We start from the raw sequence: 20,421 nt of genomic DNA, 5'->3' as shown, positions 1-20,421 counted from the left end.
GGACGGGTGACCGTACGGCGCCCGACCTCGGCGCCGGGGCGGTCGTGGGAGCCCGCCCCGACCCCCGTATACAGACACCCTGATGCCGTTCCCAGTTCATCTTCCGTTCACCCAGATTGCCTACGGTCAACGCGCCAATGACTTCGAACGATTGCCTGGGTAAATGGAAAGCTTCTCGCTGATCCTCGCGATTGTGGTGGTAACCGCACTCGCGTTCGATTTCACGAACGGTTTCCACGACACCGCCAACGCGATGGCCACCACCATCTCGACCGGTGCACTCAAGCCCAAGGTCGCGGTGGCCATGTCCGCCGCGCTCAACCTTGTGGGCGCATTTCTCTCGGTGGAGGTCGCCAACACGATCTCCAAGGGTCTCGTCGACGAGACCGGCATCCGTCCCGAGGTCATCTTCGCCGCCCTGGTCGGCGCGATCCTCTGGAATCTGCTGACCTGGCTGGTCGGCCTGCCGTCCAGTTCCTCGCACGCCCTGATGGGCGGTCTGATCGGCGCCACCATCGCCTCGGCCGGCCTGGGCGCGGTGCACGGTGATGCCCTGGTCACCAAGGTGCTGATCCCGGCGATCGCGGCACCGATCGTCGCGGGTGTCGCGGCGATGCTCGCGACCCGGCTCTCCTACACCCTCGGCAAGAAGGCCGACGGCAAGGCGGCGGCCAAGGGCTACCGCGCGGGCCAGATCGCCTCGGCCGGCCTGGTCTCCCTCGCCCACGGCACCAACGACGCGCAGAAGACGATGGGCATCATCACCCTGGCCCTGGTGGCCGGCGGCGCCGTGGCCCCCGACTCCGACCCGCCCACCTGGGTCATCCTCTCCGCCGGCCTGGCCATCGCGCTCGGCACCTACCTCGGCGGCTGGCGCATCATCCGCACCATGGGCAAGGGCCTGACCGACCTCCAGCCGCAGCAGGGCTTCGCCGCCCAGACCAGCGCGGCCACGGTCATCCTGGCCTCCTCGCACCTCGGCTTCTCCCTCTCCACCACCCACTCGGTCTCCGGTGCGGTGATGGGCGCGGGACTGGGCCGCAAGGGCGGTGTGGTCCGCTGGTCGACCGCGACCCGGATGTTCGTCGCCTGGGGCCTGACGCTCCCGGCCGCGGCCCTGGTGGGCGCGCTCGCCGAGTCCGTCACCGGCCTCGGCGACTGGGGCACGGCCCTCGTCGCGGTCTTCCTGATCGCCTCCAGCGCGGCCATCTGGAAGGTCTCCCGGCGCGAGGTCGTCGACGCCTCCAACGTCAACGCGCCCGAGGAGCCCGCGGGTGTCGTCACGACGGCGATCGCCGCCGTCACCCCGCCCCCCGCGGGCACCCTGGCCGAGGACCTCACCGCCGTCCGCACGACGGACCTGACGGCCACGATCCCCGCCCCGGCCGCGGAGCCGGCGACCCCCGCCGCTCCCCCGGCCGCGGCTGTCTGAGCCCGCGCTCCCGGTACGAAGGAAGAGAAGCAGCATGAAGATCGACTGGGCAGCCCTGGGCTCCGTCTTCGGCGTCAGCCTCGTGGTCACCGTGGGCCTCGTCGCCCTGTTCACCCTCGGCGTCATGGGCCTGTCGCGGCAGGAACGCGCGTCGGCGCAGGGCGGCTCGGCCACCCTCGCGGTGACCGGCGCGTACGCCTGCTTCGCGGCCTGCGCGGCGGCGGTGGCGTACGGGATCTCACTGATCGTCGCCTGACGCCCCGTCCGCACACGCGGCACGCGGCACCCGAACACCCCTGGGGTGCGGGACGGATTCACCGTCCCGCACCCTTCGGCGTTCGTGGCCGTGCCGACCACTCCTGTGTGGGGTTCTGCACACTCCAGCCTCGCAGGTCAACAGCAAGTTGACGGCTCTTGCGGGCCGTGGTGGACTGCCCGAGCCATGTACGGCGGCAGAAGAGGAAGCCGGTGCGAATCCGGCGCGGTCCCGCCACTGTCACCGGGGTAGAAACCCCCGGGAGCCAGGAACTCTCGCCGCCGGTCTCGTCGAACCAGGGCGTGGACACCCTGAGTGAGGACATATCGCCATGCTCGCTCGGCCGTTGAGGTACCGCACCAGTTCACTGCCCGGCCCCACGGCCGGCTGAGCCGATGCGTGCCGATCGCCTCTACGCGTACGGCGCCGTCACCGGCCTTCTGGGCGACCTGCTGCTCGGCGATCCGCGCCGGGGGCATCCGGTCGCCGCGTTCGGACGGGCCGCCGGTGCCGTCGAGCGGCTGCTGTGGCGGGACCACCGGGGACGCGGCGCCGTCCACGCCCTGGTGTGCGCCGGCGGGGCCGTGGCCCTGGGAGCGGCCGCCGAGCGGGCCGTGCGCCGCTCCCCCGTCGCCACCGTCGCACTGGTCTGCGCCGCCACCTGGGCCGTCGTCGGGGGCAGTTCCCTGGTCCGGGAGGCCCGGACCGTCGGGCGGGCGCTCGAGGCGGGCGACGTCGAGGGCGCCCGGGAACGGCTGCCGCACCTGTGCGGGCGGGACCCGCAGGCGCTGGACGCCGACGGGATCGCCCGGGCCGTCGTGGAGTCCGTCGCCGAGAACACCTCCGACGCCGTCGTGGGGGCGCTGGTGTGGGGGGCCGTGGGCGGGGTGCCGGGCCTGCTCGGGTTCCGGGCCGTCAACACCCTGGACGCCATGGTCGGTCACCGGTCGCCGAGGTATCTGCGCTACGGCTGGGCCGCCGCCCGCCTCGACGACGTCGCCGGCTGGCCGGGAGCCCGGCTCACCGCCGTGCTCGCCGCCGTCGCCGGGGACGATCCCCGGGGCGCCGTGCGGGCCTGGCGGGCCGACGCGCGCAAGCATCCCAGTCCCAACGCCGGCCCGGTGGAGGCGTCCTTCGCGGGCGCCCTCGGGGTGCGGCTGGGCGGGACCCTGTCGTACGGCGGCCGGATCGAGCACCGGCCCGTGCTGAACGGCGCGGCCGGACGGCCCGTCGTCGTCCGGGACATCGAACGTGCCGCGCGGCTCTCCCGCCGTGTCGGCCTGCTCGCGCTCGGCGTCACCGTCGCCGCGCGCATCGCCGCCGGCCGCGCCGTCGCCGGCCGCGGCGCCGCGAGGAACCAGCCGAAGGAGCGTACGACATGAGCGGTGGTCTGGGCGGGGGGCTCCTCGTCGCCGGCACCACCTCCGACGCGGGCAAGAGCGTCGTCACGGCCGGCATCTGCCGGTGGCTGGTGCGGCAGGGGGTGAAGGTCGCGCCGTTCAAGGCGCAGAACATGTCCCTCAACTCGTTCGTGACGACGGAGGGCGCCGAGATCGGGCGGGCCCAGGCCATGCAGGCCCAGGCCTGCCGGGTGGAGCCGACCGCGCTGATGAACCCCGTGCTGCTCAAGCCGGGGGGTGAGCAGAGCAGTCAGGTCGTGCTCCTCGGCAAGCCGGTGGGGGAGATGAGTGCCCGCGGGTATCACGGGGGCCGTCAGCGGAAACTCCTCGGCACCGTTCTAGACTGCCTCGCCGAGTTGCGGGGCACGTATGACGCGGTGATCTGTGAGGGGGCGGGCAGTCCGGCCGAGATCAATCTCCGGCGGACCGACATCGTGAACATGGGGATCGCGCGGGGCGCGCGGCTGCCCGTGCTCGTGGTCGGCGACATCGACCGCGGCGGCGTCTTCGCCTCCTTCTTCGGCACCGTCGCCCTGCTCTCGCCCGAGGACCAGGAGCTGGTCGCCGGGTTCCTGGTCAACAAGTTCCGGGGGGACGTCTCCCTGCTGGAGCCGGGTCTGGACATGCTGCACGGGCTCACCGGGCGGCGCAGCTACGGCGTGCTGCCGTTCCGGCACGGACTCGGCATCGACGAGGAGGACGGCCTGAGGGTCTCGCTGCGCGGCACCGTGCGGGAGTCGACCACCGCCCCGCCCGTCGGCGAGGACGTGCTGCGGGTCGCCGTCTGCGCGATCCCCCTCATGTCCAACTTCACGGACGTGGACGCGCTGGCCGCCGAACCCGGCGTCGTCGTGCGGTTCGTGGACCGGCCGGAGGAGCTGGCCGACGCCGACCTGGTGGTGATCCCGGGGACCCGGGGGACCGTGCGCGCCCTGGAGTGGCTGCGCGAGCGGGGGCTGGCCGACGCGATCCTGCGCAGGGCCGCCGAGCAGCGGCCCGTCCTCGGCATCTGCGGCGGATTCCAGATCCTGGGCGAGCACATCGAGGACGACGTCGAGAGCCGCCGCGGGCGGGTGGCGGGCCTCGGGATCCTGCCCGTACGGGTGCGGTTCGCCCGCGAGAAGACCCTCACCCGGCCCGTCGGCGAAGCCCTCGGCGAGCGGGTCGAGGGGTACGAGATCCATCACGGGGTCGCCGAAGTCCTGGGCGGCGAGGCCTTCCTGGACGGCTGCCGGGTCGGCGGCGCCTGGGGCACGCACTGGCACGGCTCACTGGAGTCGGACGGATTCCGGCGGGCCTTCCTGCGCGAGGTGGCGGCCGCCGCGGGCCGTCGTTTCGTACCGGCCGCCGACACCTCGTTCGCCGCGCTGCGCGAGGAGCAGCTCGACCGGCTCGGCGACCTCATCGAACAGCACGCGGACACCGACGCGCTCCGGCGGCTCATCGAGTCGGGCGCGCCGCAAGGACTGCCTTTCATTCCACCGGGAGCGCCCGCATGAGCACAGTGTTGTTGTTGTCGACCGCCGACACCGATCTGCTGGCGGCCCGGGCCGCCACCGGCGCCTCGTACCGGATCGGCAACCCGACCCGGGTGGACGTCGCCGGGGAACTCCCCGCGCTCCTCGACGGCGCGGACATCGCCGTCGTCCGGCTGCTCGGCGGCAAGCGGGCCTGGGAGGACGGGCTCGCCGCGCTCAGGGCGTCCGGGGTGCCGACGGTGCTGCTGGGCGGCGAGGCCGTGCCCGACGCGGAGCTGATGGCCGAGTCGTCGGTGCCCGCCGGTGTGGTGGCGGAGGCGCTGCGCTATCTCGTCGAGGGCGGGCCCGCCAACCTGACCGAGCTGGCCCGGTTCCTCTCCGACACCGTGCTGCTGACCGGTGAGGGGTTCCTCGAGCCGCGGAAGATGCCCGAGTTCGGCGTCCACGGCGAGCGGGCCCTCGTCGAGGGGCGGCCGACCGTCGGGGTGCTCTTCTACCGGGCGCACGAACTGAGCGGGAACACCGCCTTCGTGGACACGCTGTGCGACGCCGTCGAGGCACGCGGCGCCAACGCCCTTCCGGTGTACTGCGGTTCGCTGCGCGGGGCGGATCCGGGGCTGTACGAGATCCTCGGGCGGGCCGACACCCTCGTCGCGACCGTCCTGGCCGCCGGCGGCACGCACGCCTCGCAGGCCTCGGCGGGCGGGGACGAGGAGGCCTGGGACGTCGGCGCGCTCGCCGAGCTCGACATCCCCGTGCTGCAAGGGCTCTGCCTCACCTCGTCGAAGAGCGCGTGGGAGGAGTCCGATGCCGCCCTCTCCCCGATGGACGCGGCGATGCAGGTCGCCATCCCGGAGTTCGACGGCCGGATCGTCACCGTCCCCTTCTCCTTCAAGGAGCAGGGCCCGGACGACGTGCCGGTGTACATCGCCGACCCCGAGCGGGCCGGACGCGTCGCCGGGATCGCCGTACGGCACGCGCTGCTGAGGCACAAGCCGAACGCCGAGAAGAAGCTGGCGCTCGTCTTCACCGCGTACCCGACCAAGCACTCGCGGGTCGGCAACGCGGTCGGCCTCGACACCCCCGCCTCCGCCATCCGCGTCCTCGACGCGCTGCGGGACGCCGGGTACGGCGTCCAGGGGCATCCGGACAACGGTGACGAGCTGATCCACCGGCTCATCAACGCCGGTGGCCACGACGTGGAATGGCTCACCGAGGAGCAGCTGGCCGCCGCGCCCGCCCGGGTGCCGCTGGCCGACTACCGGGCGTGGTTCGACCGGCTCGACCCCGGGCTGCGCGACGGCATGCTGGAGGCGTGGGGCGAGCCGCCGGGTTCGCTGTACGTCGACGGGGACGACATCGTGCTGGCCTCGCTCCGGTTCGGGAACGTCGTGGTGATGATCCAGCCGCCGCGCGGCTTCGGCGAGAACCCGATCGCGATCTACCACGACCCCGACATGCCGCCGTCGCACCACTACATGGCGGCCTACCGGTGGCTGGAGAACAGTTTCGGTGCCGACGCGATCGTGCACATGGGCAAGCACGGCACCATGGAGTGGCTGCCGGGCAAGGGGCTCGGGCTGAGCGGGGGCTGCGCCCCGGACGCCGTCCTCGGGGACCTGCCGCTCGTCTACCCCTTCATCGTCAACGACCCGGGCGAGGGGACCCAGGCCAAGCGGCGCGGGCACGCCACCGTCGTCGACCACCTGGTGCCGCCGATGGCGCGTGCCGACACCTACGGCGACCTGGCCAAGCTGGAGCAGCTGCTCGACGAGTACGCGCTCGTCTCCGACCTGGATCCGACGAAGGCACCGGCCGTGCGCGCGCAGATCTGGACCCTGGTCAAGGCGGCGGAGCTGCACCACGACCTGCACGTCGACGACCAGCCGGGCGACGACGACTTCGACTCGTTCGTGATGCACATCGACGGCTATCTGTGCGAGATCAAGGACGTGCAGATCAGGGACGGCCTGCACATCCTCGGCGGCGGTCCGGTCGGCGAGGCGCGGGTGAACCTGGTGCTTGCCGTGCTGCGCGCCTCGCAGGTGTGGGGCGGGCAGGCGAACGCGCTGCCGGGGTTGCGGGCCGCGCTGGCCGCTCATTTCGGGCTGGTGGAGAAAGAGTTGCTCGCCGAGCCGGGTGCGCCGGTGAAGGTGCCGGTCGAGCTGACGGATCTCGTCGCGGGCCCCGCCCGCAGCGCCGCCGACGCCGTCGACCTGCTGGAGCAGCTGTGCCGGCGGATCGCGGAGGGCGCCGAGGAGCGCGGGTGGGCGGTCGCCGGGAGCCGGGACCTCGTCCGTGAGGTGCTGGGCACCGAACTCCCGGACGCCGTCGCGGTGCTGGAGTTCGCGTGCACGGAGGTCGTGCCGCGGCTGGCGAGGACGACCGACGAGATCGGGCACATCCTCAAGGCGCTGGACGGCGGTTACGTCCCGGCCGGCCCGTCGGGCTCCCCGACGCGCGGCCTGGTCAACGTCCTGCCGACCGGGCGCAACTTCTACTCGGTCGACCCCAAGGCCATTCCCTCCAGGCTGAGCTGGGAGGTCGGACAGGCCCTCGCGGACTCCCTGGTGCAGCGGTACCTCCAGGACACCGGCGCGTACCCGAAGTCCGTCGGCCTCACGGTCTGGGGCACCTCCGCGATGCGCACCCAGGGCGACGACATCGCCGAGATCCTGGCGCTGCTCGGCTGCCGTCCGGTGTGGGACGACGCCTCGCGCCGGGTGACGGGCTTCGAGGTCGTGCCGCTGGAGGAGCTGGGACGGCCGCGCATCGACGTGACGGTTCGCATCTCCGGGTTCTTCCGGGACGCGTTCCCGCACGTGGTGGCGCTGATCGACGACGCGGTGCGGGCGGTGGCCGAGCTGGCCGAGCCGGCCGGGTCGAACTTCGTCCGCGCCCACGTGGAGGAGGACACGGCCGCGCACGGCGACCGGCGGCGTGCGACGGCCCGAGTCTTCGGCTCCAAGCCGGGGGCCTACGGGGCGGGGCTGCTGCCGCTGATCGACGCCCGCAACTGGCGCTCGGACGCCGACCTCGCCGAGGTGTACGCCGTCTGGGGCGGTTACGCCTACGGGCGCGGGCTCGACGGGCGGGCGGCGCGCGGGGACATGGAGACGGCGTTCAAGCGGATCGCCGTCGCCGCCAAGAACGTGGACACCCGCGAGCACGACCTCGTCGACGCGGACGACTACTTCCAGTACCACGGCGGCATGGTCGCCATGGTCCGGCATCTGACGGGTGCCAACCCCGAGGCGTACGTGGGCGATTCCGCGACGCCGGACCAGGTGCGCACGCGCACGCTCGGCGAGGAGACGCACCGCGTGTTCCGGGCCCGGGTGGTCAACCCGCGCTGGATGGCGGCCATGCGCCGGCACGGCTACAAGGGCGCCTTCGAGATGGCCGCGACCGTCGACTACCTCTTCGGCTACGACGCCACCGCCGGAGTCGTCGACGACTGGATGTACGAGAAACTCAGCGCCGAGTACGTCTTCGACGCGGAGAACCGGGACTTCATGAAGAAGTCCAACCCGTGGGCCCTGCGGGGCATCACCGAGCGGCTGCTGGAAGCCGCCGACCGCGGGCTGTGGGCAGAGCCGGACGCCGACACGATCGAGCGGCTGCGCGCCACCTACCTCGAGCTCGAAGGCGACCTGGAGGGCGACGACAAGTGAGTACTCCTTTCCCGTTCACGGCCGTCGTCGGCCAGGACGACCTGCGGCTCGCGCTGCTGCTGAACGCCGTCTCACCGGCCGTGGGCGGGGTGCTGGTCCGTGGGGAGAAGGGCACCGCCAAGTCCACGGCGGTGCGTGCCCTCGCGGCGCTCATGCCCGCCCTGGACGTGGTCTCGGGCTGCCGGTTCTCCTGCGACCCCGACTCCCCCGACCCCGCCTGCCCGGACGGACCGCACGAGCCGGGGGCGTTCGAGACCCGGCCGGCCCGGATGGTCGAACTGCCCGTCGGCGCCTCCGAGGACCGGCTGGTCGGCGCCCTCGACATCGAGCGGGCGCTCGCGGAGGGCGTCAAGGCCTTCGAGCCGGGGCTCCTCGCGGACGCGCACCGCGGGATCCTGTACGTCGACGAGGTCAACCTCCTGCACGACCACCTGGTCGACCTGCTGCTCGACGCGGCCGCGATGGGCGCCTCGTACGTGGAGCGCGAGGGTGTCTCCGTACGCCACGCCGCCCGGTTCCTGCTCGTCGGCACGATGAACCCCGAGGAGGGCGAACTGCGGCCGCAGTTGCTCGACCGGTTCGGGCTGACGGTGGAGGTGGCCGCCTCGCGCGAGCCCGACCGGCGGGTGGAGGTCGTCCGGCGCAGGCTCGCGTACGACGACGATCCGGCCGGCTTCGCCGAGCGGTGGGCGGACGAGGAGAGCGCCGTTCGCGGCCGGATCGTGGCCGCGCGGAAGCTGCTGCCGTCGGTGCGGCTGGGCGACGGGGCGCTGCGGCAGATCGCGGCGACCTGTGCGGCCTTCGAGGTGGACGGCATGCGGGCCGACATCGTGATGGCGCGGACGGCCACCGCGCTGGCCGCCTGGGCCGGGCGCACGGACGTGCTCGCGGAGGACGTACGGCAGGCCGCGCTGCTGGCGCTGCCGCACCGCCGTCGCCGCAACCCCTTCGACGCGCCGGGAATCGACGAGGACAAGCTCGACGAGACGCTGGAGGAGTTCGGCGGCCAGGACGACGAGGACCCCGACCCGGACCCCGACGGGCCCGACGGCGGGGACGGCGGCGGGGACGGCGGTGAGCCGCCGCGCTCCGACGGCGACGGTCCGCGGGGCGACGACACGACCGCCGGGTCCGACGCCGAGGGGGCGGCCGAGAGCCCGGCGAGCCCGGAGAGCGGCAAGGACGGAGAGCCGCAGCCCGCCGGTTCCGGCGCCGGGGAGCAGTCCGCCGTGCGGGCGGCCGAACCGTTCCGCACGAAGGTGCTGAGCGTGCCCGGGATCGGCGAGGGGGCCGCCGGACGGCGCTCACGGGCCCGGACCGAGCACGGGCGGACGACCGGTGCGCGCCGGCCGCGTGGGGCGCTCACCAAGCTGCACCTGGCCGCCACGGTGATGGCCGCCGCCCCGCACCAGCGGGAGCGCGGCAGGACCGGCCGCGGGCTCGTGGTGCGCCGGGACGATCTGCGGCAGGCGACCCGGGAGGGGCGTGAGGGCAACCTCGTGCTGTTCGTCGTGGACGCGTCCGGATCGATGGCGGCCCGGCAGCGGATGAGCGCGGTGAAGGGTGCCGTGCTGTCGCTGCTGCTGGACGCCTATCAGCGGCGCGACAAGGTGGGGCTCGTCAGCTTCCGGGGGGCGGCCGCGGACGTCGCGCTGCCGCCCACCTCGTCGGTGGACGCCGCCGCCGTACGGCTGGAGTCGCTGCCCACCGGCGGGCGCACGCCGCTCGCCGCCGGGCTGCTCAAGGCGCACGACGTGCTGCGCGTCGAGCGGCTGCGGGATCCGGCACGGCGGGCGCTGGTCGTCGTGGTGACGGACGGCCGGGCCACCGGGGGCCCCGAACCGGTCGCGCTCGCCGGGCGGGCGGCCCGGCTGTTCGCCGCCGAGGGGATCGCGTCCGTGGTCGTCGACTGCGAGGCGGGGCCGGTGCGGCTCGGGCTCGCGGGACAGCTCGCGGGTGAGCTGGGAGGTACCGCCGTGACGCTGGACGAACTGCGGGCGGACTCCATCGCCGGGCTGGTCAGGGATGTGCAGGGGACTTCGAGGAGGGCCGCGTAATGCCTCAGGGACAGCCGAGTGTGGTGCCGGACGACGGGCTGACCACACGTCAGCGACGCAACCGGCCGCTGGTCGTCGTGCACACGGGGATCGGCAAGGGCAAGTCCACGGCCGCCTTCGGGCTGGCGCTGCGGGCCTGGAACCAGGGGTGGCCCATCGGGGTGTTCCAGTTCGTCAAGTCGGCGAAGTGGAAGGTCGGCGAGGAGAACGCGCTGCGCGTGCTGGGGGCGTCCGGGCAGGGCGGTTCCGTCGACTGGCACAAGATGGGCGAGGGGTGGTCCTGGGTGCAGCGGGACTCACAGATGGACAACGAGGAGAAGGCCCGGGAGGGCTGGGAGCAGGTCAAGCGGGATCTCGCCGCCGAGACGTACAAGCTGTACGTGCTCGACGAGTTCGCGTATCCGATGCACTGGGGATGGGTCGACACCGACGAGGTCGTCTCCGTGCTGCGGGACCGGCCCGGTACCCAGCATGTCGTGATCACCGGGCGGAACGCGCCGGAGAAGCTCGTCGGGTACGCCGACCTCGTCACCGACATGTCCAAGGTCAAGCATCCGATGGACGCGGGCCAGAAGGGGCAGCGGGGTATCGAGTGGTGACGCCGTGCTGACCTCCCCGTCCTCCGTCCCCCGGCTGGTCGTCGCCGCACCCTCCTCGGGCTCGGGCAAGACCACCGTCGCCACCGGGCTCATGGCCGCGCTCACCGCGCGGGGCCTCGCCGTGTCCCCGCACAAGGTCGGGCCGGACTACATCGACCCCGGGTACCACTCGCTCGCGACCGGGCGGACCGGACGCAACCTCGACGCGTATCTGTGCGGGCCCGACCTGGTGGGGCCGTTGTTCGCGCACGGTGCGCGCGGCTGCGACATCGCCGTGGTCGAGGGGGTCATGGGGATGTACGACGGGGCCGCCGGGGAGGGTGAGCTGGCGTCCACCGCCCAGGTGGCGAAGCTGCTGCGGGCGCCGGTCGTGCTCGTCGTCGACGCGTCGTCGCAGTCGCGGTCCGTGGCCGCGCTCGTGCACGGGTTCGCCTCCTGGGATCCGCAGGTGCGGATCGGGGGCGTGATCCTCAACAAGGTCGCTTCCGACCGGCACGAGGAGTTGCTGCGGGAGGCGCTCGACGCGGCCGGGGTGCCGGTGCTGGGGGTGCTGCGGCGGGTGGCTCAGGTGGAGACGCCTTCGCGGCATCTGGGGCTGGTGCCGGTCGCCGAACGGCGGGCTTCCGCGGTGGACTCCGTCGCGGCCATGGGGGCGCAGGTTTCCCGAGGGTGCGATCTGGAGGCGCTGGTCGCGCTGGCGCGTAGTGCGGGGGCGTTGTCCTGTGCGGCCTGGGACGCGGCCGGGGCGCTCGATTCCTCGCCCCCGCCGCCCCTTGCCGTCCCGACCCCGGGGGCCGCGCCCCCGGACCCCCGCTCTCGGCCTGAACGGCCTCGTCCTCAAGCGCCGGACGGGCCGGGTGAGAGCGGCCCGGGCGGCAGGGTGCGGGTCGCCGTCGCGGGCGGGGCCGCGTTCACCTTCTCCTACGCCGAGCACGCGGAGTTGCTCGCCGCCGCCGGGGCCGAGGTCGTCGTGTTCGATCCGCTGCGGGACGAGGGGCTGCCGGAAGGGACCCGGGGACTGGTCATCGGGGGTGGGTTCCCCGAGGTGTACGCCGCCGAGCTGTCCTCGAACGAGGCGCTGCGCAAGGAGGTCGCCGAGCTCGCCGGATCGGGTGCGCCGGTCGCCGCCGAGTGTGCGGGGCTGCTGTACCTGTGCCGGGAGCTGGACGGGCAGCCCATGTGCGGGGTGCTCGACGCCACCGCCCGGATGAACGAGCGGCTCACGCTCGGCTACCGGGACGCGGTGGCCGTGAGCGACAGCGTGCTGGCCGTGGCCGGGACCCGGATGCGGGGTCACGAGTTCCACCGGACGGTCGTCGAGCCCGGCTCGGGGGCGGCTCCCGCCTGGGGGGTCCTGGCACCGCGGCGGGTCGAGGGATTTGTGGAGCGCGGTGTGCACGCGAGTTATCTGCACACGCACTGGGCGTCCGAGCCCGGTGTGGCCCGTCGGTTCGTGGAGAGGTGCCGTACGTCATGAGCAGCAGGCTGGTCGGGGTCGGGGTGGGTCCCGGGGATCCGGAGCTGGTGACCGTCAAGGGCGTCAACGCGCTGCGGGCCGCCGAGGTCGTCGTGGTGCCCGTGCTGGACAGCGGGGAGCGCGGGCGGGCCGAGGCCACCGTGCTGCACTACGTGCCGGCGGAGAAGATCGTCCGGGTCGTCTTCGCGCTCAACGAGCGGACCGACCGGGCGCGCCGGGAGGCCGCCTGGGACGCCGCCGGGGAGCGGGTCGCCGAGCTGCTGCGGCGGCACGGCGGCGTCGCCTTCGCGACCATCGGCGACCCCAACGTGTACTCCACCTTCACCTATCTCGCGCAGACCATCGTGGAGTCGGTGCCGGGCGTGGTGATCGAGACCGTTCCGGGGATCACCGCCATGCAGGATCTCGCGGCGCGGTCGGGCGCCGTGCTGACCGAGGGCACCGAACCGTTGACGCTGGTGCCGGTGACCGCGGGCTCGGCCGTACTGAAGGACGCGCTCGCGGGTCCGGGGACCGTCGTGGCCTACAAGTTCGGACGGCAGGCCGCCGAGGTCGCCGAGGCGCTGCGGGAGACCGGGCGGATCGGGGACGCCGTGTGGGGGTCGGCGCTCGGTCTCCCGGAGGAGTCCGTCCGGCCCGCCGGGGAGCTGGACGGCGAGCCGCTGCCCTATCTCTCCACGCTCATCGCGCCCGCTCGGCGCGAGGGCGGCCGGGGCGGCAAGCTGTGAGTGCGTCCGCCGCCGGGTCACGAGGCCAGGCCCACCACCAGCCAGATGAAGGCCGCGCCCGCGATCGTGCACAGCACGGTCGAGCGGGCGGGGTGTTCGTGGTGCGCCTCGGGAAGGATCTCGGCGGCCGCCAGATAGAGCAGCGCACCGCCGAAGAAGCCCAGGTAGGCGCCGAGGAGCTGCTCGGGGATGGTGACGAAGGACGTCGAGGCCGCGCCGACGACCGGTGCCGCCGCGTCCGCGAACAGCATGGCCAGGGCCTTGCGGCGGTCGTTCCCGTACAGGCTCGTGATCGTGTACGTGTTGAAGCCGTCCGCGAAGTCGTGGGCGATGACCGCCAGGGCGACGGCGATGCCCATGCCGCCGCCCACCTGGAAGGCCGCGCCGATCGCCACGCCGTCCATGGCGCTGTGGCCGACCATCGCCGCGGCCGCCGTCAGGCCGACCTCGGGGGCCCGGCCGTCGTGCTCCTCCGCGCCGTGCGCGGCCTGCCGCACCGCCAGCAGTCGTTCGACCAGATGGGCCAGCAGGAAGCCCGCCACGAAGAGCAGCAGCGCGGCCGGGACGCCGAACACCTCCGTGCCCGCCGCCTCCAGGGCCTCCGGCAGCAGATCCAGGCCGACGACGCCCAGCATCAGGCCGCCGGCCAGGCCCAGCACCAGATGGCGGCGGTCGGTCACGCGCTGCGCCGTCCAACCGCCGGCCAGCGTCATCAGGAACGCGCCGAGCGCGACGAAGACCGCCATAGGCCCTTGCTATCCGATCAACCCCCGGTCGCGCACATCCACGCCGCCCGCTGACACCGGAAAACACGGACAAGAACCGCTATGAGAGGACCCGAACCCATGGCCGATGCCCCCACCGGCAAGGTGACCTTCGTCGGTGCCGGCCCCGGCGCCGCCGACCTGCTGACGTTCCGTGCCGCGCGTGCCATCGCCGACGCCGACGTGGTGATCTGGGCCGCGAGCCTGGTCCAGGCGGAGGTCCTCGAACACGCGCGCGAGGGCGCGGAGATCCTCGACTCGGCGACCATGTCCCTGGAGGACGTCGTCGCGGTCTACGAGCGGGCCCGCCGGGAGGGGCTGAGGGTCGCCCGCATCCACTCCGGCGACCCCGCGCTCTGGGGCGGTACCCAGGAGCAGCTCGACCGGTGCGAGGAGATCGGCGTCGGGACGGAGATCGTGCCCGGGGTGTCCTCCTTCTCGGCCGTCGCCGCGCTCGCCCGGCGCGAGCTGACGATCCCCGAGGTCGCGCAGTCGGTCGTCCTCACCCGGCTCGGCGGTGGCAAGACGCCGATGCCGCCCGGCGAGGAGGTGCGGGAGTTCGCCAAGCACGGCACGACCATGGCGATCTTCCTGTCGGCGGCGCGCAGCGGTCAGCTGGTGCGGGAGCTGCTGGAGGGCGGCTACCCGACCGCCACCCCGGTGGTCGTCGCCTACCAGGCGACCTGGCCGGAGGAGCTGGTCGTGAAGTGCACGATCGAGACGCTGGAGGAGACCGTCAAGGAGCACAAGCTCTGGAAGCACACCCTCTTCCTGGTCGGCCCCGCCCTCGACGCGCACGGCACCCGCTCGCACCTCTACCACCCCGGTCACTTCCACGGCTATCGCAAGGCCGACCCGGAGGCCCGCCGGGCGCTGCGGACACGGGGTGCCAGTACGTGAGAGGGCTGATCACCGTCGTCGGTACGGGTACCGGGACGGCGTCCGGCGGGGAGGTCCTCGCCGGCGCCGGGCTCGTCGTGGGCGGACGACGGCACCTGGAGGCCGCGGAACTGCCCGCGTCGGCCGAGCGGATCGTGCTCGGCCCGCTCGCGCCGGCCCTGGACGCCGTGGCGGAGTACGTCGGGAAGGGCCGGCGCGTGGTGGTGCTGGCCTCCGGCGACCCCGGGTTCTTCGGGATCGTGCGGGCGCTGGCCGAGCGGTTCGGGCCGGAGCGGCTGGACGTACGGCCCGGTGTCTCCTCCGTGGCCACCGCCTTCGCACGGCTCGGCCTGACCTGGGACGACGCCGTCGTCGTGAGCGCGCACGGGCGCGATCCGCGCACGGCCGTCAACGTCTGCCGGGCGCACCCGAAGGTCGCCGTCCTGACCGGGCCGGGTGCCGGGCCCGCCGAGCTGGGCGCCGCGCTCGCGCGCGGCGCGCCCGACCGGGTGCTCGTCGTGGCCCGCGCGCTGGGCGACCCGGCGGGCGAGCGGGTGGAGCGCGTCTCCCCCGCCGAGGCCGCCGGACGCGACTGGGGCACGGCGGTGAGCGTCGTGCTCTGCCTGGACGAGGCGCGGACGCTCGGCCCGGTACGCACGCTCGCCGGGTCCGGGGTCCGGCCCGCCGGGTGGGCGCTGGAGGAGGGCGCCTTCGCCCACCGCGACTCGATGATCACCAAGTTCGAGGTACGGGCGCTGGCACTGGCCCGGCTCGGGCCGCGCCCCGGCGACCTGGTCTGGGACGTGGGCTCCGGATCGGGGTCCGTGGCCGTGGAGTGCGCCCGGCTCGGCGCCGCCGTCAGCGCCGTGGAGAAGGCGGCGGACGGGGTCGCCCGGATCCGCGCCAACGCCGAGGCGCACGGCGTCGACGTGCACGTGGTGCACGGCGGCGCGCCCGACGCGCTGGCCGGCCTCGACGATCCCGACGCGGTGTTCGTCGGCGGCGGCGGGCGTGAGCTGCCCGGCATCGTCGCCGCGTGCGCGCGACGGGCCCGGCGGAGCGTGGTGGTGGCGATGGCCGCGCTGGACCGGGTCCCGGCGGTGCGCGCCGCACTCGGCGGGGCCGGGTTCGCCTGCGACGGTGTGCTGCTGCACTCCTCCCGGCTCGCGCCGCTGCCGGGTGACGTGTCCCGGCTGGCCGCGACCAATCCCGTTTTCCTGCTGTGGGGTGTCACGGACGCCGTCGGCGCGCACCCTGTCCATCGAGAAGGAGTAGCCCTGTGATCGGCCTCATTTCCGCCACCGCGGCCGGGGCGGCGGCGCGCGACCGGCTGGCCGCGGCCTGGCCGGACCGCACCCGCGTGTACGACGGCCCGGTCGGGGACGCCGTCCGGCGGGCGTTCGCCGAGTGCGAGCAGCTGGTGTGCTTCCTGGCGACCGGGGCGGTCGTCCGGCTGGTCGCGCCCCTGCTGTCCGACAAGACGTCCGACCCGGGTGTGGTGTGCGTGGACGAGGCCGGGCGGTTCGCCGTCCCGGTGGTCGGCGGGCACGCCGGCGGCGCCAACGAACTCGCCCTGGCCGTCGGTGAGTTGCTGGGTGCGCAGCCCGTGGTGACCACGGCCACGGACGCCGTCGGCATCCCCGGCCTCGACACGCTCGGCCTCCCCGTGGAGGGCGATGTGGCCGGCGTGACGCGGGCCCTGCTGGACGGCGAGCCGGTCGCGCTGGCCGCCGAGGTGGCGTGGCCGCTGCCGCCGGTGCCGTTCGCGGAGCGGGGGGCGTACACCGTGCGGCTGACGGACCGCGCGGTCGAGCCCGCCTCCGGGGAGGTGCTGCTGCGGCCGCCGTCCCTGGTCGTCGGGGTCGGCGCGTCCAGGGGCGCCCCGGCCGACGAGGTGTTCGACCTGGTCGAGGGTGTGCTGCGGGAGGCGGGGCTGTCCGTCCGCAGTCTCGCCGAGCTCGCCACCGTGGACGCCAAGGCGGCCGAGCCGGGCATCGTGGAGGCCGCCCGGCGGCTCGGCGTGCCCGTGGTGACGTACTCCGCCGAGGAGCTGGCGGGCGTCGAGGTGCCGAACCCGTCCGACGCCCCGCTCGCCGCCGTCGGCACGCCGTCCGTGGCGGAGGCCGCGGCGCTGATCGGCGGGGGCGGACTCCTCGTCCCCAAGCGGAAGTCGGAGCGCGCGGACGGGCGGCCCGCGATGGCCACCTGTGCCGTCGTACGGCGGCCCGGGCGCGGACGGCTGGCGGTCGTCGGGCTCGGGCCCGGCGCGCGGGACCTGCTGACGCCGCGCGCGAAGGCGGAGCTGGAGCGGGCCTCGGTGCTCGTCGGCCTCGACCAGTACGTCGACCAGATCCGCGACCTGCTGCGGCCCGGCACCCGGATCCTTCAGTCGGGGCTCGGCGCCGAGGAGGAGCGGGCCCGGACCGCCGTGGCGCAGGCCCGGCGCGGGCGGAGCGTCGCGCTGATCGGCAGCGGGGACGCGGGCGTGTACGCGATGGCCTCCCCTGCGCTCGCCGAGGCGTCCGACGACATCGACGTGGTCGGGGTGCCGGGGGTGACCGCCGCGCTCGCGGCCGGTGCGATCCTCGGCGCCCCGCTGGGCCACGACCATGTGTCGATCAGCCTGTCCGATCTGCACACGCCGTGGGAGGTCATCGAGCGGCGGGTGCGGGCGGCCGCCGAGGCGGACATCGTCGTCACCTTCTACAACCCCCGTTCCCGGGGCCGCGACTGGCAGCTCCCCAAGGCGCTCTCGATCCTCGCCGAACACCGGGAGCCGACGACGCCGGTGGGTGTCGTGCGCAACGCCTCGCGCCCGGACGGCACCGCGCGGCTGACGACGCTCACGGAACTCGACCCGGCCTGGGTCGACATGATGACGGTCGTGACCGTGGGCAACACGGCGACCCGGAACATCGCGGGGCGCATGGTGACGCCCCGCGGCTACCGCTGGCAGGAGAACTCCCCGGAAGGCTCGCGGGAAGACTCCCGGGAGGGCGCCCTGTGAACCGTGTGGTCCATCCGATCGAGGAGGAGTCCTACCGGCGGTTGCGTGCCCGCCTGGACACCTCGCACTTCCCGCCGCTGACCCGGGCGGTGGTGGAGCGGGTCGTCCACTCCGCCGCCGACCTGGAGTACGCGAGCGATCTCGTCATGGACGAGGACGAGTTGGCGAAGGCGCACGCCGCGCTGCACGCCGGAGCGCCCGTCGTCGTGGACGTGGAGATGGTGGCGGCCGGGATCACCCGCCGCGACACCGTCTGCCGGCTCAGGGACGCCGAGCCCGGGCCGGGGCTGACCCGTTCGGCGCACGCGATACGACTCGCGTACGAGCAGGTCGGCCCGGGAGCCCTCTGGGTGATCGGCAACGCGCCGACCGCGCTGGAGGAACTGCTCACCCTGGACGCCGCCCCGGTGCTCGTCATCGGTCTGCCCGTCGGTTTCGTCGGCGCGGTCGAGTCCAAGGCCGCGCTCCGCGAGAGCGGGCTGCCCGCCGTGAGCAACGTGTCCGAGAAGGGCGGGTCGGCGGTCGCCTCCGCCGCGCTCAACGCCCTGCTGTACACCCCCCTTTCGACCCCCGCATCGCCCTTCGAGGAGAAACAGTGACCACCCCGCCGCCCGCCCTGCTCATCGCCGGCCATGGCACCCGGGACGAGGCCGGAGCCGAGGCGTTCCGCGACTTCGTACGGGAGTTGGGCCGCCGCCACCCCGAACTGCCCGTAGCGGGCGGCTTCATCGAGCTGTCCCCGCCGCCGCTGGGCGACGCGGTGACGGAGCTGGTGGAGCGAGGCGTACGGCGGTTCGCCGCCGTTCCGCTGATGCTGGTGTCCGCCGGGCACGCCAAGGGCGACATCCCCGCGGCGCTCTCCCGCGAGAAGGAGCGCCACCCGGGGATCTCCTACACGTACGGGCGGCCGCTGGGTCCGCACCCGGCGCTGCTGAACGTGCTGGAGCGGCGCCTCGACGAGGCGCTGGGCACCGTGGGGCGCACCCCCGAGGACCTGGCCGACGTGACCGTCCTGCTGGTCGGGCGCGGGTCGACGGACCCGGACGCCAACGCCGAGGTGTACAAGGCGGCGCGGCTGCTGTGGGAGGGCCGCGGGTACGCGGGCGTGGAGACCGCGTTCGTGTCGCTGGCCGCGCCGGACGTGCCGAGCGGCCTCGACCGGTGCGTACGGCTGGGGGCGAAGCGGATCGTCGTGCTCCCCTACTTCCTGTTCACCGGCATCCTGCCGGAGCGGGTACGGCAGCAGACCGAGGGCTGGGCGGCCGCGCACCCGGAGGTGGACGTGCGGTCGGCGGACGTCATCGGTCCCGAGCCGGAGCTGCTCGACCTGGTGATGGAGCGGTACGAGGAGGCCGTCAAGGGCGACCTGCGGATGAACTGCGACTCGTGCGTGTACCGGATCGCGCTGCCGGGCTTCGAGGACAAGGTGGGGGCGCCGCAGCAGCCGCACTTCCACCCGGACGACGACGAGGGCCACCACCACGGGCACCACGGCCACCACGGGCACGCCCACTCCCATGCCCACTGAGGGGACCGCCGCCGCGGGGCACCCCGGCGGCCACGACCTGCGCCACCACGGGGACGCCGAGGTGCGTGACGACGGTTCGGCGCTCGTCGACCTCGCGGTGAACGTCCGCGCGGACACCCCTCCGCGCTGGCTGCGGGAGCGGGTCGCCGCGTCGCTGAGCGGCCTGGCGTCCTATCCGGACGGGCGGGCCGCTCGGGCGGCGGTGGCGGCGCGGCACGGGCTGCCCGTCGAACGGGTGCTGCTGACGGCGGGTGCGGCGGAGGCGTTCGTGCTGCTGGCGCGCGCCCTGAAGGTCCGGCGGCCGGTCGTCGTGCACCCGCAGTTCACGGAGCCGGAGGCGGCGCTGCGGGACGCGGGGCACAGCGTGGACCGGGTGGTGCTGCGCGCCGAGGACGGCTTCCGGCTGGACCCGGCGGCCGTTCCCGAGACGGCCGACCTGGTGGTCGTCGGCAATCCGACGAACCCCACGTCGGTGCTCCACCCCGCGCGGACGCTCCGGCGGCTGGCCAGGCCCGGCCGGACGCTGGTGGTCGACGAGGCGTTCATGGACGCGGTGCCGGGCGAGCGGGAGACCCTGGCCGGTGAGGTCGACGTGCCCGGTCTGGTGGTGCTGCGCAGCCTCACCAAGACCTGGGGGCTGGCGGGACTGCGGATCGGCTACGTGCTCGCCGCGCCGGAGACGGTCGCCGACCTGGAGCGGGCACAGCCCCTGTGGCCGGTGTCCACGCCGGCGCTGGTGGCGGCGGAGGCGTGCATGGGTGCCCAGGCACTGGCGGAGGCCGCCCACGCCGCCCACCGCGTCGCCGCGGACCGGGCCCATCTCGTGGCCGGGCTCGAGGAGTTCGCCGTCGACGGGGTACGGGTCGCGGGGCCCGCGGAGGGGCCGTTCGTCCTGGTGCGGCTGCCCGGGGCCGACGCCGTCCGCCGCCGGCTGCGCACCCTGGGCTTCGCGGTCCGGCGCGGGGACACCTTCCCGGGGCTGGACGAGGAGTGGCTGCGGCTGGCGGTCCGGGACCGGGCGACGGTGAACCGTTTCCTCCAGGCACTGGACCAGGCGTTGGCCCTGACGCGGGGATGACGCCGGGATGACGACGGGGTACGGACCCGGGCGGGACGTCCCGGATCCGTACCCCTTCGGCCGT

Annotated in this window: 16 protein-coding genes and 1 riboswitch; of the genes, 15 read left to right on the top strand and 1 reads right to left on the bottom strand. The window is 74.2% G+C overall.

The window, feature by feature from the left end; translation table 11 throughout:
- Positions 1–163: 163 nt before the first annotated feature.
- The 9 genes from AOQ37_RS32780 (at position 164) to cobI (ending at position 13,101) form a co-directional block, all read left to right on the top strand.
- On the top strand, positions 164–1,432 hold the full coding sequence (locus AOQ37_RS32780; protein ID WP_062649836.1) for an inorganic phosphate transporter: 1,269 nt from the start codon (positions 164–166) through the stop codon (positions 1,430–1,432).
- A gap of 34 nt (positions 1,433–1,466) precedes the next feature.
- A complete protein-coding gene (locus AOQ37_RS32775; protein WP_020130440.1) occupies positions 1,467–1,688 on the top strand; it encodes a hypothetical protein in 222 nt (73 codons plus the stop codon).
- Between the two features lie 154 nt (positions 1,689–1,842).
- Positions 1,843–1,982, top strand: a riboswitch (cobalamin riboswitch).
- A gap of 101 nt (positions 1,983–2,083) precedes the next feature.
- Positions 2,084–3,070 (top strand): cobalamin biosynthesis protein, encoded by a 987-nt coding sequence (locus AOQ37_RS32770; protein WP_062649834.1) that lies wholly within the window; start codon positions 2,084–2,086, stop codon positions 3,068–3,070.
- The gene (locus tag AOQ37_RS32765; protein WP_062649832.1) at positions 3,067–4,587 is read left to right on the top strand and encodes a cobyric acid synthase; all 1,521 of its coding nucleotides are present in this window, start codon (positions 3,067–3,069) and stop codon (positions 4,585–4,587) included. Before AOQ37_RS32770 ends, AOQ37_RS32765 begins: the two co-directional genes overlap by 4 nt.
- On the top strand, positions 4,584–8,240 hold the full coding sequence (cobN, locus tag AOQ37_RS32760) for a cobaltochelatase subunit CobN (RefSeq protein ID WP_062649830.1): 3,657 nt from the start codon (positions 4,584–4,586) through the stop codon (positions 8,238–8,240). The genes AOQ37_RS32765 and cobN overlap by 4 nt, the downstream gene beginning before the upstream one ends.
- Complete coding sequence (locus AOQ37_RS32755) at positions 8,237–10,297, top strand: putative cobaltochelatase (protein WP_062649828.1); 2,061 nt, start codon at positions 8,237–8,239, stop codon at positions 10,295–10,297. The genes cobN and AOQ37_RS32755 overlap by 4 nt, the downstream gene beginning before the upstream one ends.
- The gene (cobO, locus tag AOQ37_RS32750) at positions 10,297–10,896 is read left to right on the top strand and encodes a cob(I)yrinic acid a,c-diamide adenosyltransferase (protein ID WP_062649826.1); all 600 of its coding nucleotides are present in this window, start codon (positions 10,297–10,299) and stop codon (positions 10,894–10,896) included. The genes AOQ37_RS32755 and cobO overlap by 1 nt, the downstream gene beginning before the upstream one ends.
- Before the next feature lie 4 nt (positions 10,897–10,900).
- Positions 10,901–12,373, top strand: coding sequence for a cobyrinic acid a,c-diamide synthase CobB (locus AOQ37_RS32745; RefSeq protein WP_078890451.1), 1,473 nt, complete (start codon positions 10,901–10,903; stop codon positions 12,371–12,373).
- Positions 12,370–13,101 carry a precorrin-2 C(20)-methyltransferase gene (cobI, locus tag AOQ37_RS32740; protein ID WP_078890456.1) on the top strand — a complete coding sequence of 244 codons (732 nt, stop codon included), beginning with the start codon at positions 12,370–12,372 and terminating at the stop codon, positions 13,099–13,101. The genes AOQ37_RS32745 and cobI overlap by 4 nt, the downstream gene beginning before the upstream one ends.
- Positions 13,102–13,118: 17 nt before the next feature.
- On the opposite strand, the gene AOQ37_RS32735 is transcribed toward cobI, so the two are convergent.
- Positions 13,119–13,847, bottom strand: a complete 729-nt coding sequence (locus AOQ37_RS32735; RefSeq protein WP_020130448.1) for a ZIP family metal transporter — start codon at positions 13,845–13,847, stop codon at positions 13,119–13,121.
- Positions 13,848–13,946: 99 nt separating this feature from the next.
- On the opposite strand from AOQ37_RS32735, the gene cobM reads away from it, so the two are divergent.
- From cobM to cobC, 6 genes are read left to right on the top strand one after another with little or no spacing between them, the layout of a single operon-like run.
- Positions 13,947–14,765 carry a precorrin-4 C(11)-methyltransferase gene (gene cobM / locus AOQ37_RS32730; RefSeq protein WP_062649821.1) on the top strand — a complete coding sequence of 273 codons (819 nt, stop codon included), beginning with the start codon at positions 13,947–13,949 and terminating at the stop codon, positions 14,763–14,765.
- A 5-nt stretch (positions 14,766–14,770) separates the two neighbouring features.
- A complete protein-coding gene (locus AOQ37_RS32725) occupies positions 14,771–16,027 on the top strand; it encodes a bifunctional cobalt-precorrin-7 (C(5))-methyltransferase/cobalt-precorrin-6B (C(15))-methyltransferase (RefSeq protein ID WP_062649980.1) in 1,257 nt (418 codons plus the stop codon).
- Complete coding sequence (cobJ, locus tag AOQ37_RS32720; RefSeq protein WP_062649819.1) at positions 16,024–17,751, top strand: precorrin-3B C(17)-methyltransferase; 1,728 nt, start codon at positions 16,024–16,026, stop codon at positions 17,749–17,751. The genes AOQ37_RS32725 and cobJ overlap by 4 nt, the downstream gene beginning before the upstream one ends.
- Complete coding sequence (locus AOQ37_RS32715) at positions 17,748–18,350, top strand: precorrin-8X methylmutase (protein WP_062649817.1); 603 nt, start codon at positions 17,748–17,750, stop codon at positions 18,348–18,350. Before cobJ ends, AOQ37_RS32715 begins: the two co-directional genes overlap by 4 nt.
- Positions 18,347–19,279 carry a sirohydrochlorin chelatase gene (locus AOQ37_RS32710; RefSeq protein ID WP_062649815.1) on the top strand — a complete coding sequence of 311 codons (933 nt, stop codon included), beginning with the start codon at positions 18,347–18,349 and terminating at the stop codon, positions 19,277–19,279. Before AOQ37_RS32715 ends, AOQ37_RS32710 begins: the two co-directional genes overlap by 4 nt.
- On the top strand, positions 19,269–20,357 hold the full coding sequence (gene cobC / locus AOQ37_RS32705) for an Rv2231c family histidinol phosphate aminotransferase CobC (protein ID WP_062649814.1): 1,089 nt from the start codon (positions 19,269–19,271) through the stop codon (positions 20,355–20,357). Before AOQ37_RS32710 ends, cobC begins: the two co-directional genes overlap by 11 nt.
- Positions 20,358–20,421 lie beyond the last annotated feature (64 nt).

Source organism: Streptomyces maremycinicus, assembly GCF_001184025.1.
Classification (GTDB): Bacteria; Actinomycetota; Actinomycetes; order Streptomycetales; family Streptomycetaceae; genus Streptomyces; species Streptomyces maremycinicus.
Note: the sequence above shows the minus strand (reverse complement) of the source record. Positions and strands in the feature narration are given on the sequence as shown.

What these genes read in the sequence shown, in the direction of transcription:
- AOQ37_RS32780 (WP_062649836.1), top strand. Translation starts at nt 164, where the DNA reads ATGGAAAGCTTCTCGCTGATCCTCGCGATTGTGGTGGTAACCGCACTC.
- AOQ37_RS32775 (WP_020130440.1), top strand. Translation starts at nt 1,467, where the DNA reads ATGAAGATCGACTGGGCAGCCCTGGGCTCCGTCTTCGGCGTCAGCCTC.
- AOQ37_RS32770 (WP_062649834.1), top strand. Translation starts at nt 2,084, where the DNA reads ATGCGTGCCGATCGCCTCTACGCGTACGGCGCCGTCACCGGCCTTCTG.
- AOQ37_RS32765 (WP_062649832.1), top strand. Translation starts at nt 3,067, where the DNA reads ATGAGCGGTGGTCTGGGCGGGGGGCTCCTCGTCGCCGGCACCACCTCC.
- cobN (WP_062649830.1), top strand. Translation starts at nt 4,584, where the DNA reads ATGAGCACAGTGTTGTTGTTGTCGACCGCCGACACCGATCTGCTGGCG.
- cobO (WP_062649826.1), top strand. Translation starts at nt 10,297, where the DNA reads ATGCCTCAGGGACAGCCGAGTGTGGTGCCGGACGACGGGCTGACCACA.
- cobI (WP_078890456.1), top strand. Translation starts at nt 12,370, where the DNA reads ATGAGCAGCAGGCTGGTCGGGGTCGGGGTGGGTCCCGGGGATCCGGAG.
- AOQ37_RS32735 (WP_020130448.1), bottom strand. Translation starts at nt 13,847, where the DNA reads ATGGCGGTCTTCGTCGCGCTCGGCGCGTTCCTGATGACGCTGGCCGGC.
- cobM (WP_062649821.1), top strand. Translation starts at nt 13,947, where the DNA reads ATGGCCGATGCCCCCACCGGCAAGGTGACCTTCGTCGGTGCCGGCCCC.
- cobC (WP_062649814.1), top strand. Translation starts at nt 19,269, where the DNA reads ATGCCCACTGAGGGGACCGCCGCCGCGGGGCACCCCGGCGGCCACGAC.